Consider the following 15,736-nt stretch of genomic DNA (forward strand, 5'->3'; position numbering starts at 1 on the left):
CGGATCGGGCATCGCCGCCGGAAGGGCGGGCCCGCGGAGCCTGTCCGCGGAGCATGCCGGCCATGCCTCCTAGGCCGCGAGCTTCGCCGCCGCGCGGGATGCCGACCGGCTTGCCGCCCATGCGGCGGCCGCGACCGCCAGCAGCAGCAGCGCGAAGCCGGCCAGCAGCCACCGCGTCCGGTCGCCGCCCAGCGCGTCGAGGCTCCAGCCGACGAGCTTCGGCAGCACGGCGCCGCCGAGCAGGCCGCACGCCAGGAGCAGACTCGTCGTACGCTCGGTCATGCCGGGCGCGTATCGGTTCGCGAAGACGAGCGCGATCGCGAACATGCCGCTCATCGCGAGACCCGCGACGGCCGCCAGCGCGAACATCGGGGTCGCGGCGCCGAAGAAGCCCATCAGAATAAAGGCAGCCGCCGCCATCCCGCACATCGACAGCAGGTAGGACATGCTGCCGATCCGGTCGGCCAGCTGCCCCGCATATAGCCGCCCGACCGTCATAGCGCCCCAGTATACGCCGAGGGCCAGCGCCGCCGTCGCTTCCGTGATGCCGCCTTCCTGCACGAGCAGCGTCGGCAGATAGTGGGCGTAGCTCATCTCGAAGCCGACATAGAGGAAGAAAAACGCGGCGGACGCGAGCAGCACCCAGCGGGCGGGTCCCGTGCCGAGCAGCGGCAGGCGGACGGGCGATGGCCCCCTCGCGCCATGCGAACCTGCCTGCGCGGCGCCGACGGCCGGCGCCGCGTTCAGGATCGTGGGCCAGAAGACCGCCCACAGCGCGACGGTCGCCGCGGCCAGCACGCCGACGACGCCGAAGGCGAGCCGCCACCGGTCGATGTCGATGAGCAGCGCGCCGATGAACGGCATCAGCAGCGCTCCCACGCCGAACGACACCTCCACGCGGCTCATCGCCACGTTCCCCCGGTCGCCGGCGGAGCCGATGATGAACGAGCCGACGACCGTCTCCGTAATGCCGAAGCCAAAGCCGGCGACCGGCCCCAGCACGAGCATCGCGCCCCAGGGCGGCGCCAGCGTATATACGATCTCGGCCGCGGCCATCATGCTCATCGCGCCGAGCAGCAGCGCGCGCCTGCCCAGCCGGCGCATGAGCCACGGCGCGCACAGCGTCCCCGCGAGCCCTCCGAGAAATTGATTCATGACGAGCTGACCGCCGTCTCCGTACTGCACGCCGTAGGCGCCGACCATCGGCTCCATCACGGCGCCGACCACGAGCTGCCCGAGACCGACCGTCAGATAAGCCAGACATCCTAACCAGATAAGCCGAATCATTGCCGTTACTGCTCCTTCCGATCCGCCTGCCGCGGATCCTTTCCGTGAATTTCTCCATCATAGCATGCCTTGCGCGCTTCGGTCATAGCGCATTTGGCGGTTTGAGCCGCCATATCTTGCCTAGATGCGTCCCAAGGCGTCTGTTCCCTGCGGGGCGATCGCCCTTATAATAGGAATATCGGTTCACCGCACGCCGGAAAAGGAAAAGAAGCAGACACCAAGGAGGCCCGCCCGATGAGCAAGCCACAATTCCAAATCTGGCCGATGTCCGAGTCGGATGCCGCGGCCGTATGCGAATGGCGCTATCCCGCGCCGTACGAGCAGTTCCGGTGGCCGCCCTGGACGACCATGATCCGCAGCGGCAAGGAGTTCGGAGATCCCGAGATCCGCAGGCGACAGTACGTCTCGGTCTGCGACGAGAGCAGCGCGCTCGTGGGATATGCGCAGTTTTTTCCGATGGAAGGGGTCGTGCGTCTCGGCATGGGCATGCGGCCGGACCGGTGCGGACACGGCAGCGGCGCCGCCTTCGCCCGCGCGATCGCGCTGGAAGCGGGGTCCCGGCATCCCGGGGCGCAGATCGACCTGGAGGTCGAGACCTGGAATACGAGAGCGATACGGGCTTACGAAAAAGCGGGCTTCCGGATCGCGGACGAATACAAGCGCCAGGCCGTGCATGGCGAGGTGGCCGTTTACTGCATGGTATTCGGCGGGTAATCGGTTATCCCGAGGCTTATCCACAGTTTATCCACAAAAAGACCCGCTGCATCCACAATGCAGCGGGTCTTTCTCGGCTTCTAGTCAAACAAATCGCCGAACACGTCGAGTACGCTCTTTTTCTTCTTTTTCTTATAGTAATCGTTGTTGTGCTTGCCGTAGGGCTGCTGATGCGAATCGTAGGACTTATTATGCGAGTCATGGGACTGCTGCGGCGGGTACGGCGGCTGTTGTGCGTATCCGCGGCGGTCGTCGTCGTCCTGGTAGTGCCATTGATTGTACTCCTCGCGCACCTCGCGCACGTCGGTCATCAGCTTGTCCAGCTCTCCGCGATCCAGCCAGACGCCCTTGCAGTTGGGGCACACGTCGATCAGAATGCCGTTCTTTTCCACTTCGCGCATGCGCGATCCTTCGCAAATCGGACAATTCAACTTGATCTGCCTCCTTTGCCATGTTTCCTCTCTACTACGAGCGAATCTGCATGCGGTTGCAAAATCGCGGCGCGACGCCTCTTTTTATTCGAAAAACATGCCTTCCGCCTCTAACAGTTTGACTGGAAAATGTCGATAAACGTATTACCGTGTCGCTGGAAGGGCCCTCTTCCGCTATGACTAGAAATCTATAGAATATTCGGGGTGCGAACCACATGAAAAACTCAACGCTTATCGGACTGCTGCTTGGATTCGCCTCATTGATCATCGGCATGATCCTCAAGGGCGCGCCGCTGGGCTCGCTGATCAGCAACCCGGCCGCATACGTCATCATCATCGCAGGCACGATCGCTTCCGTCTGCATGGCCTTCCCGATGCGCGACCTCGCCAAGGTTCCGAAGCTGTTCAAGCTCATCTTCTCCGAGCCCAAGCTCATCTCCCGTCAAGAAGTCATCGGCATGTTCGTCGAATGGGCTTCGATTACCCGCCGCGAAGGCCTGCTGGCGCTCGAAGCTCGCGTCGAGGAGATCGAAGATCCATTTCTGAAAAGCGGCATGCGCATGATCATCGACGGCAACGACCAGGACTTCGTGCATGACGTGCTGCTCGAGGATATCGCGGCGACCGAAGACCGGCACAAGTCGGGCGCGCTGATCTTCTCGCAGGCCGGCATGTACGCGCCGACGCTCGGCGTACTCGGGGCCGTCGTCGGTCTCATCGCGGCGCTCGGCCACCTCGAGGACATGGGCGAGCTCGCCCACGCCGTCGCGGGCGCATTCGTCGCGACCGTACTCGGTATTTTCACCGGTTACGTCCTCTGGCATCCGATCGCCAACAAGCTGAAGCGCATGTCCAAGCGCGAGGTGCAGCTGAAGCTGATGATGGTCGAAGGGCTGCTCTCCATCCAGTCCGGCGTCTCGACGACGGCCATTCAGCAGAAGCTGTCCGTCTTCCTGACGCCTACCGAGCGCAAGGAGATGGCGGAGAAGGGGGATTCCGACCGTGAGCAAAAAGCATCGGCATGAAGAACACGAGGAGCACGCGGACGAATCCTGGCTCCTCCCCTACTCCGACCTCATGACGCTGCTGCTCGCCCTGTTCATCGTGCTGTATGCGGCGAGCTCGGTCAACGTCTCCAAGCTTGAGGAACTCAGCCAGGCGTTCAAGACCGCGTTCTCTTCGGGCATCAGCATCCTGGATAAGTCTGCGGCCATCGAGTCCGATACGAACGATCTGGGCAAGCGGCAGCGCGAGGAACGCGGGGAAACGAACAAGGATCAAGAGTCCCTCACCCGGCAGGAACAGAGCAGCCGTCAGACGCTCGCCAAGCAGGAGCAGGAGAATCTGGAGAAGCTGAAAAAGCAGCTCGACCAGTATATCAAAAAGGGCGGCTTGTCCAGCCAGCTCGAGACGAATCTCAATCAGTCCCAGCTCATGATCACGATCCGGGACAATGCGCTCTTCCCGTCCGGGACGGCAGACGTGAAGCCCGAAGCCCGTAAGCTGGCGATCGCGATCGGCAACATGCTCAAGCAGTATACAGACTACGAGATCATCGTGTCGGGGCATACGGACAACCAGCCGATCAGCACCTTCGAATTCGCGTCCAACTGGGAGCTCAGCTCCAAGCGAGCGATCAACTTCATGAAGATCCTGCTGGAGAATCAATCCTTCGACCCGAGGAACTTCAGCGCGATCGGCTACGGCGAATATCGCCCGCTCGACTCCAACGCTAGCGACACCGGCCGCTCGAAAAACCGCCGCGTCGAAGTGTCGATCCTTCGCAAATACACCGACAACACGACGGAAAGCATGCAGCTGGACGCCATCGCGCACGAAGCATCTGCGATTAGCGTGAATTAACCGGGAACGCCCCCTTCAGTCTTCGGACTGGAGGGGGTGTTTTATTCATTTGGTGGGGGATGCGCGGTCGCAGATGAGCGTGGGCGAAACTGCCGAGCGTTGGGCGATTGCCTCTCGTGGTGAAGGCGATGGCGGGTACCCGGCGCGTCTCTGGCCCATCGCCTCTCGTAGTGAAGGCGATGGCGGGGGCCCCGACGCGTTTTGGGGCCATCGCCTATCCTAGTGAAAGCGATGGCGGGGGCCCGGCGCGTTTTGGGGCCATCGCCTATCCTAGTGAAAGCGATGGCGGAGGCCCCGACGCGCCTCGAAGCCATTCCCTATCGTAGGTGAAGGCGATCGCGCTCAGTCCCCTGCCGCCTCTGCTTCCCCCGGCGCCGCCGGCTCCGGCTGCCGCCCCGCATTCTCCTCCAGTCTGCGCAGGAGGCCCGCCAGCTCCGCCCACGTGACCGCCCTGCCGGGCGCCGGCGCCGGCGCCTGCAGCAATCCGCGCGCGAGCAGCCATTGCAACTCCGCTTCGCCCCCTTGCGCAAATGCAGCGCCCGCCGCTCGCCGCTGCGCATCCTGTTCATTCCAACCCTCAAGCTCCCGGCCAGCCAACTTGTCCACTCCGCTCCAACCGTTTACGCTGCTCACCCGGCTTTCTCCTCCTTTGCCTGCCCACTCCAGCATCCTCCGCCAGATCGCGACCGTACCGCTGCCGTCCCTCCGCGCAGGGTGAATCACGCCGTCGAGGTCCTCCCAGTACGACCATCTGCGATAGATCGCCGGGCGCGGCTGCCCGTCTTCCCTCGAGTTCCGCACGGCCGCTGTCTCCTGGACAAACCGCTCGGGCGAGGCATACCGCAGCAACCGCTGCATATGCGCCTCGACCGCCAGCTCAACCGAGCTAGCCCGATGCTGCTGCCCGCCTGCTCCCGTCATGTCTGCCCCTTGCGGCCACTCCGCCGCCACACCGGTTCCCTGCCATTCCGCCCCCTGCTGCCACAACGCTCCCAAGCCCGGCACCTGCCACACTTGGCCCGCTCCGCCACCTGCCCAGCCTACATCGCCGCCCGGCCTGCCCCGCCATGCATTCGTCTCATGCACCGCATGGCAAAATGCCAGGTCCCCCCGCACGCCATACCGCTCGCCCGCGGCGAGGTAACGCTCCGCCAGATCCGGCGCATCCGGATTGCGGCGCGCGATATAACCCCGCATCTCCTCTGCCGTGCAGCGTGCGGGGCCGAGTATCGGCGTCTTGCCCGCCGCCGTCAGATCGATCGCCTGCCGGAACCGTCCCGTCCATCCCCTTTTCCTCACTTCAGCCAGCCTCCCCAGCCGCCCGCTTACCGGCAGCTCGTCTACTAGCTACGTATATTCATGTCCCGCGTCCGTTTGAACTTCTTTTGCACTCTGTTACAATAAAAATCAGTTATACCCACACCCTTGCACAACATGTGAATAACTCTGTGGAAAAGCATTGAGTTATCCACAAAACTATACACAGCATGTTAACAACGAATACATGTTCGCGGGATTACCGAGAGGAGAACACGGCACGTGACGGATGACGAACGCTGGATGCGGGAAGCGATCAAGCAAGCCGAGATGGCGGAACAACTGGGCGAGGTGCCCATCGGGGCGGTCATCGTCAAGGAGGGCGAGATCTTAGGAACGGGGTATAACCTGCGGGAGACGAGCCTGGACCCGACCTCCCATGCGGAGATGGTGGCCATACGGCAGGCTAGCGAATCGCTGGACGCATGGCGCCTGCTGGGCTGCACGCTGTACGTGACGCTCGAGCCATGTCCGATGTGCGCCGGCGCGATCCTCCAGTCCCGCGTCGAGCGGGTCGTGTACGGAGCCCCCGATCCCAAGGCTGGCTGCGTAGGCACGCTGATGGATCTGCTGCAGGACGCGCGCTTCAATCACCGGGCCGAATGGACGTCCGGCGTGCTGCAGGAGGAATGCGCGGACCTGCTCAAGCGGTTCTTCCAACGGCTGCGTCTAAGAAAGTGAAGAAGGCGGAGACGGCTCCTCTTCGGCCTTGGCTCCGATCTTCTTCAGGCTCTGTTCTTCCATATGCATGCGCTGCAGCTGTACGATGAGGCGATCCGCCTCCTCGCTGACGGCAACGATCTCGGGATCGGTCAGTTTATCCAACTGGGCGGCCATCTCGCACAGCCGGCGTTGCAATTGCTCGAGGCGACAGATTAACGGGTTGGAGTCCAAGGCGGTTCCGCCCCTTTCTGTGTTGATCGCTAAGATGCACTGCGGCGGTGCGAATGAGTATTCCTATTATATAGGAAGAAGTTTTCGATTAATGTTGAAAAATGTCGACCAAATTCGGTTAATTTCCATCATATTCTGACATTTGCATAGGGCATATTCACTATATATTTGGCCTATCGCAGAGAGAGGAGCGGCGTTCGTGATCCGACACCTTCTGCTGGTCGAAGACGACGCCTCCCTGCACCGCGGCATTGAATTCACGCTGCGCCAGGAGGGCTTCGGCGTGACCGGCGCATATAATCTGGCGGAAGCCCGCTCAGCGGCCGCCGGACAGGCCTTCGATCTGATCGTGCTGGACGTCCAGCTCCCCGACGGGAGCGGCTTCGACTTCTGCGCGGAGCTGCGGGCCGCGCGTAACGCGACGCCGATCGTCTTCCTGACCGCGAGCGACACGGAGCTCGACGTCGTGCGAGGTCTCGACCTCGGCGGGGACGACTACATCACGAAGCCGTTCCGGCTGCGGGAGTTCCTGTCCCGCATCCATGCGGTGTTGAGACGGCGCGGGCCGGTCCCGGATGCGGACGAATCGGCGGTTGCCTCCGGCAACCTCAAGCTGTACGCCGCCGGCATGCGCGTGCTCAAGGACGGCAGCGAGGTGGCGCTCAGCATGACGGAGTTCAGGCTGCTGTCGCTGCTGATGGCCCATCCGCGGGCCGTCTTGTCCAAGGAGCAGATCCTGCAGCACCTGTGGCAGCAGGGCGGGGACTTCATCGACGACAATACGGTCGCGGTCAACGTCCGCAGGCTCCGGGAAAAGATCGAGGACGACCCGCAGCAGCCGCAAAAAATTGTGACCGTGCGGGGCGCGGGGTACAGATGGAACGGATGACGGAGGGACGCGGCAGGCCGGAGACGGGCCGGACTGGCCGCCGCGACAGGATCGGCTGGCGGCGGATGTGGCGGAGCGCGGGCGTCCGGCGGCTGGCCGTCATCTTCCTCGTGGCGTTCGGGGCCGCCGCCGTGCTCGTGTGGGCCTATTCAGCCTACAGCACGGACCGGCTGCGCCGGGAATGGATCGCCCGCGAGACCGCGTCGCTGGGCGCGCTGGCGGCGCGCGATCCGGCGCTCGCCGAGGCGTGGGCGCGGCAGCTCGGCTCCGGGAAGGCGACCCCCGCGGAGGTCCAGCTCGGACGCGAGCTCGCAGCCCGCTACGGCATCGACGACGAGCTCGGCGCCGCGCTGATCCCGCTCGCCGACCGCCGGCGCTCGCGCGAGTGGCCGCTGCTCGCGGCCGGCGTCTTTGGGCTGCTCGCCGCGCTGCTGCTCGCCCTGCTGCGCGAATCGCGGCGCCAGCTGAGCGAGGTCCGCAGCCTGGCCAGCTCCCTGGAGGCGGCCGTCAAGGAGAACCGGCCGATGAAGTTCCGCATCTATGCCGAAGGCGAGCTCGGATTGCTGGCGCACCAAGTGCAGGAGCTGTCGCTGCGGCTCCAGGAGACGATCGCGCAGTTGAACCGGGACAAGGCCTTCCTCCGCGATACGGTCGCGGATATCTCCCACCAGCTCAAGACGCCGCTGGCCTCGCTCACCGTATATGTCGAGCTGCTCCAGGGCGGTCAGGTCGGACCGGCGGAGCAGGAGGAATTCCTGCGGACGTGCGCGCGTGAGCTCGAGCGCATGGAGTGGCTCATCCAGACGCTGCTCAAGCTTGCCAGGCTCGAGTCCGGCAGCCTGCCGATGCAGCTCGAGCGCGCGCCGATCGCCGAGACCGTGCGGGCTGCAGCGCATGCGATCGAGCGTCTGTCCGAGGAGCGCCGGGTGCAGATACGCCTGGCAGGTCCACCGGAGCCGGTAAGCGCGCCTCACGACCCAAGATGGCTGGCGGAGGCGCTCGCCAATCTCGTCAAGAACGCGGTCGAGCACAGCCCCCCTGCGGGCATCGTCACGGTCTCGTGGGAGACGACGCCCGTCTTCGTCCGGCTGCAAGTCGCCGATCAGGGCCCCGGGATCGACGCGCGCGACGAGCCGCATATCTTCAAGAAGTTCTACCGCTCCGCGTCGGGGCAAGGGGCCGGCAGCGGCGTCGGCCTCGGTCTCCCGCTCGCCAAGACGATCGCGGAGCGGCACGGCGGGATGCTGTCGGCCGGCAAGGGCGTCGCGGGCGGCACGGTCTTCACGCTGACGCTGCCCCTCGCTCAGCTGCCCGGATCTTAGCTTCCTTACGCGGCTTCCTTACAGATCTGTAAGCGGGCGCCCCCTTGCCTGTAAGATTGCCCCTTTATACTGAACCTCGTGAATAGGAATACCGCCATCGCGAGGAAAGGATGTATCGCCCCATGAACGTCATTGAAGCTGCCGGCTTAAGTAAGTCCTACGGCAAAGACAGCACGCTCGTCGAAGCGCTGCGCAACGTCTCGTTTTCCATACCGCAAGGCGAGTTCGTCGCCATCGTCGGCGCCAGCGGCTCCGGCAAGAGCACCCTGCTCCACCTGCTGGGGGGTCTCGACCGGCCGACCGGCGGCAGCGTCCGCATCGACGGCGAAGATCTCTATGCCCTGAAGGAGTCGCAGCGCGCGGTGTTTCGCCGGCGCAAGATCGGCTTCATTTTCCAATCGTACAATCTGATCCCCGTCCTGAACGTCGAGGAGAACATCATGCTCCCGCTCCTGCTCGACCACCGCCAGCCGGACAAGGCCTACGTCCGCGAGCTGATCGATACGCTCGGCCTGGGAGACCGGCGCAAGCACCTGCCCTCCGAGCTGTCGGGCGGCCAGCAGCAGCGCGTCGCGATCGGCCGGGCGCTCGCCTACCGTCCCGCCATCGTGCTCGCCGACGAGCCGACCGGCAACCTCGACAGCGCCAACGGGCGCGAGGTGCTGGAGCTGCTGAAGCTGGCCGTGCGCCAATTCCACCAGACCGTCGTCATCATCTCGCACGATATGAACATCGCGGCCGAGGCCGATCGCGTGCTGCGCATGCAGGACGGACGTCTCGTCGGCGACAGCCGCGGGGGCGTGGTCCAATGAACGGGTACGGCGCGCTCGCGGGCAAGTATCTGAAGCAGCAAAAAAGACGCACGGTCCTCACGGTGGTCGGCATCCTGCTCTCCGTCGCGCTCATCAGCGCGCTCGGTACGATGGGGCAGAGCATGAAGGACAATATGGTCGATCAGACGATCTACAACAACGGGGCCTACGAGATCCGTTACACCGTGGCCACACCCGAGCTGTTGCAGACGTTGCAGCATCATGCGCTCATCGAGAAGGCCGGCGCGATCCGCAAGGGCGAAGCCACGCCGCTGGCGAAGGGATATTCGCTCGAGCTCGCCCAAGCGACGACCGCAGGCTTGGAGCTGGCGCCGGTCCATCTGCTGAAGGGCCGTCTGCCCGCGGCGGATGGCGAAGCCGTCATCGAGGAGTGGGCGCTGGCTCAGCTCCCCGGCACGCCGACGATCGGCGGCAAGGCCGAGCTCGCCAGGCCCGACGGCACGAAGCAGACGTACAGCATCGTCGGCATCCTCAACAACCAGCGGAACAACATGACCTACGGCATGGGCAGCGCCTATACCTGGTTGGATGACGAGGCCGCGCTCGCGACCGTGCCGGACACGCGTCTGTCTGCCGCGGCCACTTTCAAGAAGGGCGTAGATATCAGCGCTCACCTGCCGGAGTTCGAGCAGCTTAGTCCCGAATCGTTCGACACCAACACGCAGCTGCTCGCCCTGAAGGGGGAGACCGCGGACAAGAGCTTGAACAAGACGCTGATCGTCATCTTCGGCGTGCTCATCGGTCTCGTCGTCCTGTCGACCATCGCGGTCATCTACAATGCCTTCAACATCGCCGTGCTCGAGCGCATGCGGCACTTCGGGCTGCTCCGCACGATCGGCGCTACCCCCGGCCAGCTGCGGGGCATCGTGTTCCGCGAGGCGGGCCTGCTGGCGCTGTACGGCGTCCCGGCCGGGCTGATCGTCGGCTGCGGCGGCCTGTGGCTCGTGCTCGAAGCGATGTCCGCGGCAGGCTTCAATATCCTGACCTTCGATGGCTTCAAGCTGACGCTGCATGTCTGGATCATCGCCGGCAGCGCGGTCGTCGGCCTGCTGGCGGTGATGCTCGCCGCATGGCTGCCCGCCCGCAAGGCGAGCCGCGTGGCGCCTGTCGACGCCGTCCGGGGTACGGGCAGCATCGTGCGCGAGACTTACAAGCGCGTCCGGCTCCCCTCCTTGCTCCGCCTACTCGGCATCGAGGGCAATATGGCGTCGAAGAATATCAGGCGCAACCGTTCTAAGTTCCGAATCACGGCGTTCTCCATCGTGGTCAGCATCACTTTGTTCATCGTCTTCCACTACTTCGCGCAGGAAGCGTTCAAGGTAGCCGTCGACGACTCCCGCGACGATCAGGTCGCCTTTCAGATGCTGTCCTCGTTCACGCAGGCGGAGCAAGGACAGCGCGACGGCCCGGTGCAGGACCTGTTCGACGCGGCGACGGTCGCCGATATCGCGGCGATCCCCGGTGTCGAGCACATATACGGCCGCTATAACCTGCCGGAGGCAAGCATCTACTTGCCGACGGCCAAGCTGAGTCGCGAATTTCTGGAGAAAATGGGCGAAGACTTCTTTCTCAAGTCGACGCTCGGCGGACAAGAGATCGGGATCGTGCCCGCCTATACGACGCTGTACGACGAGGAGCGCTTGAAGCAGGCGCAGCCGTATCTCGTCGCGGGCACGGCGGACCCGGCCAAGCTCTCCGAGACGGGCGCCGTGCTCATCGTTCAGAAGGTCAAGCCGATCGTCTTCTCGGAAAAGAAAAAGATCAATATGAATCTGTCCGAACTCAAGGTCGGAGATACGATCGCCCTGAACTTCGGCACGCAGGAGAAGCCCGTAATGCGCGAGGCCCGCGTCGGCGGCATCCTGAGCCAGGCCCCGTTCACGCCGACCCTGCTCGACAGCGAGCTCTACGTGATCGGGACGAAGCAGACATACGCAGCCCTGCTGAAGGGTATACCATTCGACGAGGCGTCGTACGGTACGGCCCTGCGGGGACTCGATATCGCGCTGGCCGACGGCGCCGACGCCGCTCCGGTCAGGCAGGCGCTGCAGGCGATGGCGGCCCAGGACCCGTCCATCCGGCTCATCGACTTCGTCGAGGAGCAGCGGGAGCAGCGGCAGTTCAATCTGCAGATGAAAATCTTCATCTACGGCTTCCTAGGCGTCATCGCCCTGATCGGCAGTCTGAACATCATTAACACGGTGCAAACGAACCTGATGCTGCGCCGCCGCGAGTTCGGCGTGCTGCAGGCGGTCGGCATGACGATGAGCCAGCTGCGGCGCATGGCGACGCTCGAGGGCGTCTGGTTCGGCGTCATCGGCGCCTTCTGGGGTCTTCTGCTCGGCATCGGCATTAGCTTCCTGCTGTACCGCCAGCTGAACAACGTAGAAGGCATCCCGTTTTCGTTCCCGATTGCCGGCGCCGTCATCTCCTGCGTATTCGCGCTCGGCGTGGGACTGCTGTCCGTGCAGGGCCCGCTCCGCAAGATCGCCAAGGCGAGCGTCGTGGAGGAGCTGCGGGAAGAGGCATAGGCGTATAAGAAAGCCCCCGGTCGCGAGCGTATTCGCGGGTCGGGGGCTTGTTCGCGCGGCAGGGCTGGTCCGGCGGGAGGCGGAGGTTGCTCGTGAGGCGACGATTCCTAGTCAGTCGCGGTCGGAGATACCTCGTGGTTGCTGGTGATCGCGCTTGTTCGCAATCTGAATTTGCCCGATGATCGGGAGCACGTCCAAATAACTGCTAAAATGCAGTTAATCCGTCTAATACCTCGTAATGGTGGAGAAATAACGGTTTAAATGCAGTTAATTTTGCCGTTGGCTCGCAATTCTGGGCTATTCAGCAAGAATAACTGCATTTTAGCACTTATCGCAACCTCTGAGCCGCCCGTGCGGAGAATAAATGCATTTTAGCACTTATCGAAATCTGTGGGCGACCGGTGCGGCGAATAGCTGCATCTGAACAGCTATATATTTATGCTCAGGGGCGCGGAGGTACGCAACCGCTAGCAGCCACTTACGCCCGCGCTAGCCGCCCATCGGCGCCGCCCCCGTCGTCCCGCGCACGACCAGCGTCGTCGGCACGATGACCGACGGCGCCGGACTGCCCGGCTCGGCGATCAGCCGGTCGAGCAGCTCGACCGCGAGGCGGCCGAGCGCGGGCATGTCCTGCCGCACCGTCGTGAGCGGCGGATGCACGACCCGCGCTTCATCGATGTCGTCGAAGCCGACGACGGACAGCTCGTCCGGCACCGCGACGCCAGCCTCGCGGGCCGCCTGCAGCGCGCCGATCGCCGCCTTGTCGGAGCCGCATACGACGGCGGTCGGCCGCTCGGCCAGCGCCAGCAGCTGCCGCATCGCGCGATAGCCCGTCTCCTGCGTGAAGTCGCCGACCACGATGTCGTCCGGCCGCGGGATCAGGCCTGCGGCGGCCATCCCCTCGCGGTAGCCCGCGAGCCGCCGCTCGCCGACGTACGAGCCGGGCAAGCCTGCGACGTACGCGATCCGGCGATGCCCGAGCTCGTGCAGGTAACGTACCGCGCCCTGCACCGCCTCCTTATTGTCGGAGGAGACGTAGCCCGCCCTTTCCCCCGTCAGGTTCAGGTCGATGAACAGCGTCGGGATGCCCGATGCCACCAGCTTGTCCGCATCCAGTTCGCCCAGTTGGAAGCCGAAGGCGAGCACGCCCTCGACGTTGCGGCTGCGGCAGTGCTGCACGAAGTTGTATTCGGGGTGAGCGGACAGCTGCGCCAGGTAGATCAGGTCGTATCCCCGCTCCTTGAGCGCCTCGTCGATGCCGCCGAGCAGATGCACGAAAAAAGGGTTGGAAAGCCCCGTCGTCAGCAGGATGCCGATCGTCATCGATCGCCGGCCGACGAGCGAGCGGGCCGCCTCGTTGGGACGGAACTGCATTTCGGCCACGAGCGCGAGCACCTTCTCCCGCGTAGCCCGGCTCACCGTCGTATAGTCGTTGAGCACCTTGGACACGGTCGCGACCGACACGCCGGCCGCCTTTGCGATATCGCGTATTGTAGCTGTCATGGTGGAATCCCGCCCGCCTTGCCCCGCATTCCGCGCCGGGCGTTTTGTTTGTCCCTACCATATCGCGAAGCGGGCGTTTTGGCAATCCGAATACCGTTCGATCGCGGGCGCTGCGAGGTAGAATTTCGTTTTGGCTCTCCAGCGGGATTGTGTTATAATGAGTTTTGCTGTGGCCCCGTAGCTCAGTGGATAGAGCACACGTTTCCTAAACGTGGTGTCGGATGTTCGAGTCATCTCGGGGCCGCCATTTGGATACATGACCAAGAACCGCACGCGCGTGCGGTTCTTTTTTTATTCTTGACGACAGCCTGTTTTGAAAATATTATCCAAATATATGCTGATTAAGGAGACTCTTCATGTACGGTGAGCGACTCGGCGCCGGGAGAACGGCCGAGATCTATGAATACGGCGATCTGCGCGTGCTGAAGCTTTATCTTCCGGGCATGCCCGAGGATCAGGTCGAGGCAGAGTATAGGATCGGCCGGGCCGCTTGCGAATCCGGCATTCACGCGCCTGAACCCTTGGAGCGCATCCGGTACGCCGACCGCGAGGGCATTGTGTTCGAAAGGATCCACGGCGTCACGATGCTCGCCTCGCTGGCGCTTCGGAAAAGCAATGCGGCGCGGGAGGCCGAACGAATGGCGCAGCTTCAAGCTCGGTTCCACCGGATAACGGTGCCGGACTTGCCCAGCCAGAAAAGCAGCCTCTTGGAACGGATCGCGCGGGCGCCCCTTTTGACCGATCTGGAAAAGAAACGCTTGGCGTTCAATCTGCAGCGACTCCCTGACGGCGACCGCCTCTGTCATGGAGACTATCACCCGGACAACATCATGATAGGCGATAAGGAATGGATCATCGACTGGATGACGGGAATGCGCGGCCATCCGGCGGGCGATGTCGCTCGCACCGCGCTGCTGCTGCAATACGGCAGCGTCCCGGACGAGGCGCCGAGCGAGGTGGCGGTATGGCTAGGCGGCATGCGCGCCGAGCTGCTCGAAGGCTACCTAAGCGCATATACTCAGCAGACCGGAACGACGCGCGACAGTATCCGACAGTGGATGCCCCCAGTCGCTGCTGCCCGGCTGTGCGATTGGATCCCATCGGCGGAAAAGGAAGCGCTGGCGGCTTTTATACGACAGTCTGCCGAAATGGAGGAAATAGATTGACCGCGCGCGAATGGCTCTTAGGTACGGGAATCGCGATTGCATTTCCTGCGCTCGTTCACCTGCTGCTAGCCGCTGCCTCGCATCTGTCCAATGGCGGCGATTCCGGCGATTTTGCCTACCATGACACTACGTTCATAGTGTACCACCTTGGCTGGACCGGAGATATCGCGCTTGGCCTTGTTGCTTTTACCGTATACCTCCTTGTCCGCGGACTACTTCGAGCCCTGAGATCCAGATGACAATTTAATTCATTCGAACCTATGGAGGGAAGCACTCTCTATGACCAAGTTTCTCAAGGTTATCCTGGCCATGGCGCTCATGCTCGTCATGCTCGCGCAGCCGATGTACGCCGCGGAGAAGTCCGTCAAGATCAAGGTCACGGTCGTGAGCGTGGAACTGGTGGAAAACAATCACGTAGGGAACGAGTGGTATACGGAGGCTTCGGTCAATGGCAAGGCGGTCTCGGATGGGTCTTCCGTGACGCTGACGCTCAAGCCTTCCGCGGCGATCAAGCTGGAAGCCTATGCGCAGGAGCAAGACAAGATTCCGGAGGAGGATACGGCGACCGCGTCCGTCAAGGCCTCGTCGATTACGAAGACGACGAACAAAGCGCTGAGCGTCACCGTCACGGAAAACAGAGGCCGTTACTCCGGCGAGACCGCGACGTGGAAGTTTACGTTTAAAATGCAGAAGATATCCTGACCCGACGCGCACATCCGGAAGGAACACTGGCAGCGGGGTAGGAGTTGGAGATGAAGTTACCTCGAAAGACAGCGTAACTTCCGACCGATGGTAGGAGATACACGGGGAGTTACCTCGATAAACAGCTTAATTGCCGGCGGTGGTAGGTTTAGAGGGAGAGTTACCTCGATAATCAGCGTAATTGCCAGCGGTGTTAAGTGTTAGAGGAGGCGTTACCTCGATAATCAGCGTAACTGCCAGCGGTGACAGATGTTGTCCCCCATGCGTCAAGCGACTCCTCCTCG

Annotated in this window: 15 protein-coding genes and 1 tRNA gene; 11 read left to right on the plus strand and 5 right to left on the minus strand. The window is 63.2% G+C overall.

The window, feature by feature from the left end:
- Positions 1-69: 69 nt before the first annotated feature.
- Entirely contained in the window at positions 70-1,287 is a 1,218-nt protein-coding gene (locus PQG80_RS19025) for an MFS transporter (RefSeq protein ID WP_271753022.1), read from the minus strand.
- Positions 1,288-1,521: 234 nt separating this feature from the next.
- On the opposite strand from PQG80_RS19025, the gene PQG80_RS19030 reads away from it, so the two are divergent.
- Positions 1,522-2,001, plus strand: a complete 480-nt coding sequence (locus PQG80_RS19030) for a GNAT family N-acetyltransferase (RefSeq protein WP_271753024.1) — start codon at positions 1,522-1,524, stop codon at positions 1,999-2,001.
- An 80-nt stretch (positions 2,002-2,081) separates the two neighbouring features.
- Here PQG80_RS19030 and PQG80_RS19035 read toward each other — a convergent pair whose 3' ends face one another.
- On the minus strand, positions 2,082-2,432 hold the full coding sequence (locus PQG80_RS19035; RefSeq protein WP_271753026.1) for a TFIIB-type zinc ribbon-containing protein: 351 nt from the start codon (positions 2,430-2,432) through the stop codon (positions 2,082-2,084).
- 215 nt (positions 2,433-2,647) lie between these two features.
- On the opposite strand from PQG80_RS19035, the gene motA reads away from it, so the two are divergent.
- Positions 2,648-3,457, plus strand: coding sequence for a flagellar motor stator protein MotA (gene motA, locus PQG80_RS19040; RefSeq protein ID WP_271753027.1), 810 nt, complete (start codon positions 2,648-2,650; stop codon positions 3,455-3,457).
- Complete coding sequence (locus PQG80_RS19045; RefSeq protein WP_271753029.1) at positions 3,435-4,295, plus strand: flagellar motor protein MotB; 861 nt, start codon at positions 3,435-3,437, stop codon at positions 4,293-4,295. The genes motA and PQG80_RS19045 overlap by 23 nt, the downstream gene beginning before the upstream one ends.
- 342 nt (positions 4,296-4,637) lie before the next feature.
- On the opposite strand, the gene PQG80_RS19050 is transcribed toward PQG80_RS19045, so the two are convergent.
- Positions 4,638-5,594, minus strand: a complete 957-nt coding sequence (locus PQG80_RS19050) for a hypothetical protein (RefSeq protein WP_271753030.1) — start codon at positions 5,592-5,594, stop codon at positions 4,638-4,640.
- Between the two features lie 240 nt (positions 5,595-5,834).
- On the opposite strand from PQG80_RS19050, the gene tadA reads away from it, so the two are divergent.
- Positions 5,835-6,293 (plus strand): tRNA adenosine(34) deaminase TadA, encoded by a 459-nt coding sequence (tadA, locus tag PQG80_RS19055; RefSeq protein WP_271753032.1) that lies wholly within the window; start codon positions 5,835-5,837, stop codon positions 6,291-6,293.
- Here tadA and PQG80_RS19060 read toward each other — a convergent pair.
- Positions 6,282-6,506, minus strand: a complete 225-nt coding sequence (locus PQG80_RS19060) for an aspartyl-phosphate phosphatase Spo0E family protein (protein ID WP_271753033.1) — start codon at positions 6,504-6,506, stop codon at positions 6,282-6,284. The genes tadA and PQG80_RS19060 overlap by 12 nt on opposite strands.
- A 199-nt stretch (positions 6,507-6,705) precedes the next feature.
- Here PQG80_RS19060 and PQG80_RS19065 point away from each other — a divergent pair, with 199 nt between their 5' ends.
- The 4 genes from PQG80_RS19065 (at position 6,706) to PQG80_RS19080 (ending at position 12,081) form a co-directional block, all read left to right on the plus strand.
- Positions 6,706-7,395, plus strand: a complete 690-nt coding sequence (locus tag PQG80_RS19065; protein WP_271753034.1) for a response regulator transcription factor — start codon at positions 6,706-6,708, stop codon at positions 7,393-7,395.
- The gene (locus PQG80_RS19070) at positions 7,383-8,717 is read left to right on the plus strand and encodes a sensor histidine kinase (RefSeq protein WP_271753035.1); all 1,335 of its coding nucleotides are present in this window, start codon (positions 7,383-7,385) and stop codon (positions 8,715-8,717) included. Before PQG80_RS19065 ends, PQG80_RS19070 begins: the two co-directional genes overlap by 13 nt.
- Before the next feature lie 122 nt (positions 8,718-8,839).
- Positions 8,840-9,529 carry an ABC transporter ATP-binding protein gene (locus tag PQG80_RS19075; protein WP_271753037.1) on the plus strand — a complete coding sequence of 230 codons (690 nt, stop codon included), beginning with the start codon at positions 8,840-8,842 and terminating at the stop codon, positions 9,527-9,529.
- Positions 9,526-12,081 carry an FtsX-like permease family protein gene (locus PQG80_RS19080; RefSeq protein ID WP_271753039.1) on the plus strand — a complete coding sequence of 852 codons (2,556 nt, stop codon included), beginning with the start codon at positions 9,526-9,528 and terminating at the stop codon, positions 12,079-12,081. Before PQG80_RS19075 ends, PQG80_RS19080 begins: the two co-directional genes overlap by 4 nt.
- 489 nt (positions 12,082-12,570) lie before the next feature.
- Here PQG80_RS19080 and PQG80_RS19085 read toward each other — a convergent pair whose 3' ends face one another.
- Positions 12,571-13,584 (minus strand): LacI family DNA-binding transcriptional regulator, encoded by a 1,014-nt coding sequence (locus PQG80_RS19085; RefSeq protein WP_271753041.1) that lies wholly within the window; start codon positions 13,582-13,584, stop codon positions 12,571-12,573.
- A 171-nt stretch (positions 13,585-13,755) separates the two neighbouring features.
- Between PQG80_RS19085 and PQG80_RS19090 the strand changes: the two genes are divergently transcribed.
- The 3 genes from PQG80_RS19090 to PQG80_RS19100 all read left to right on the plus strand — a co-directional run bounded on the left by PQG80_RS19090 (position 13,756) and on the right by PQG80_RS19100 (position 15,452).
- Positions 13,756-13,831, plus strand: a tRNA-Arg gene (locus PQG80_RS19090).
- Positions 13,832-13,940: 109 nt separating this feature from the next.
- On the plus strand, positions 13,941-14,750 hold the full coding sequence (locus PQG80_RS19095; RefSeq protein WP_271753043.1) for a phosphotransferase family protein: 810 nt from the start codon (positions 13,941-13,943) through the stop codon (positions 14,748-14,750).
- Positions 14,751-15,029: 279 nt separating this feature from the next.
- Positions 15,030-15,452, plus strand: coding sequence for a hypothetical protein (locus PQG80_RS19100; RefSeq protein ID WP_271753045.1), 423 nt, complete (start codon positions 15,030-15,032; stop codon positions 15,450-15,452).
- Positions 15,453-15,736: the final 284 nt, after the last annotated feature.

This window comes from Cohnella rhizoplanae, from assembly GCF_948329515.1.
In the GTDB taxonomy this organism is placed as follows: domain Bacteria; phylum Bacillota; class Bacilli; order Paenibacillales; family Paenibacillaceae; genus Cohnella; species Cohnella rhizoplanae.

Coding starts and splice junctions, on each gene's coding strand:
- PQG80_RS19025 (WP_271753022.1), bottom strand. CDS start 1,287: ATGATTCGGCTTATCTGGTTAGGATGTCTGGCTTATCTGACGGTCGGT.
- PQG80_RS19030 (WP_271753024.1), top strand. CDS start 1,522: ATGAGCAAGCCACAATTCCAAATCTGGCCGATGTCCGAGTCGGATGCC.
- motA (WP_271753027.1), top strand. CDS start 2,648: ATGAAAAACTCAACGCTTATCGGACTGCTGCTTGGATTCGCCTCATTG.
- PQG80_RS19070 (WP_271753035.1), top strand. CDS start 7,383: ATGGAACGGATGACGGAGGGACGCGGCAGGCCGGAGACGGGCCGGACT.
- PQG80_RS19075 (WP_271753037.1), top strand. CDS start 8,840: ATGAACGTCATTGAAGCTGCCGGCTTAAGTAAGTCCTACGGCAAAGAC.
- PQG80_RS19080 (WP_271753039.1), top strand. CDS start 9,526: ATGAACGGGTACGGCGCGCTCGCGGGCAAGTATCTGAAGCAGCAAAAA.
- PQG80_RS19085 (WP_271753041.1), bottom strand. CDS start 13,584: ATGACAGCTACAATACGCGATATCGCAAAGGCGGCCGGCGTGTCGGTC.
- PQG80_RS19095 (WP_271753043.1), top strand. CDS start 13,941: ATGTACGGTGAGCGACTCGGCGCCGGGAGAACGGCCGAGATCTATGAA.
- PQG80_RS19100 (WP_271753045.1), top strand. CDS start 15,030: ATGACCAAGTTTCTCAAGGTTATCCTGGCCATGGCGCTCATGCTCGTC.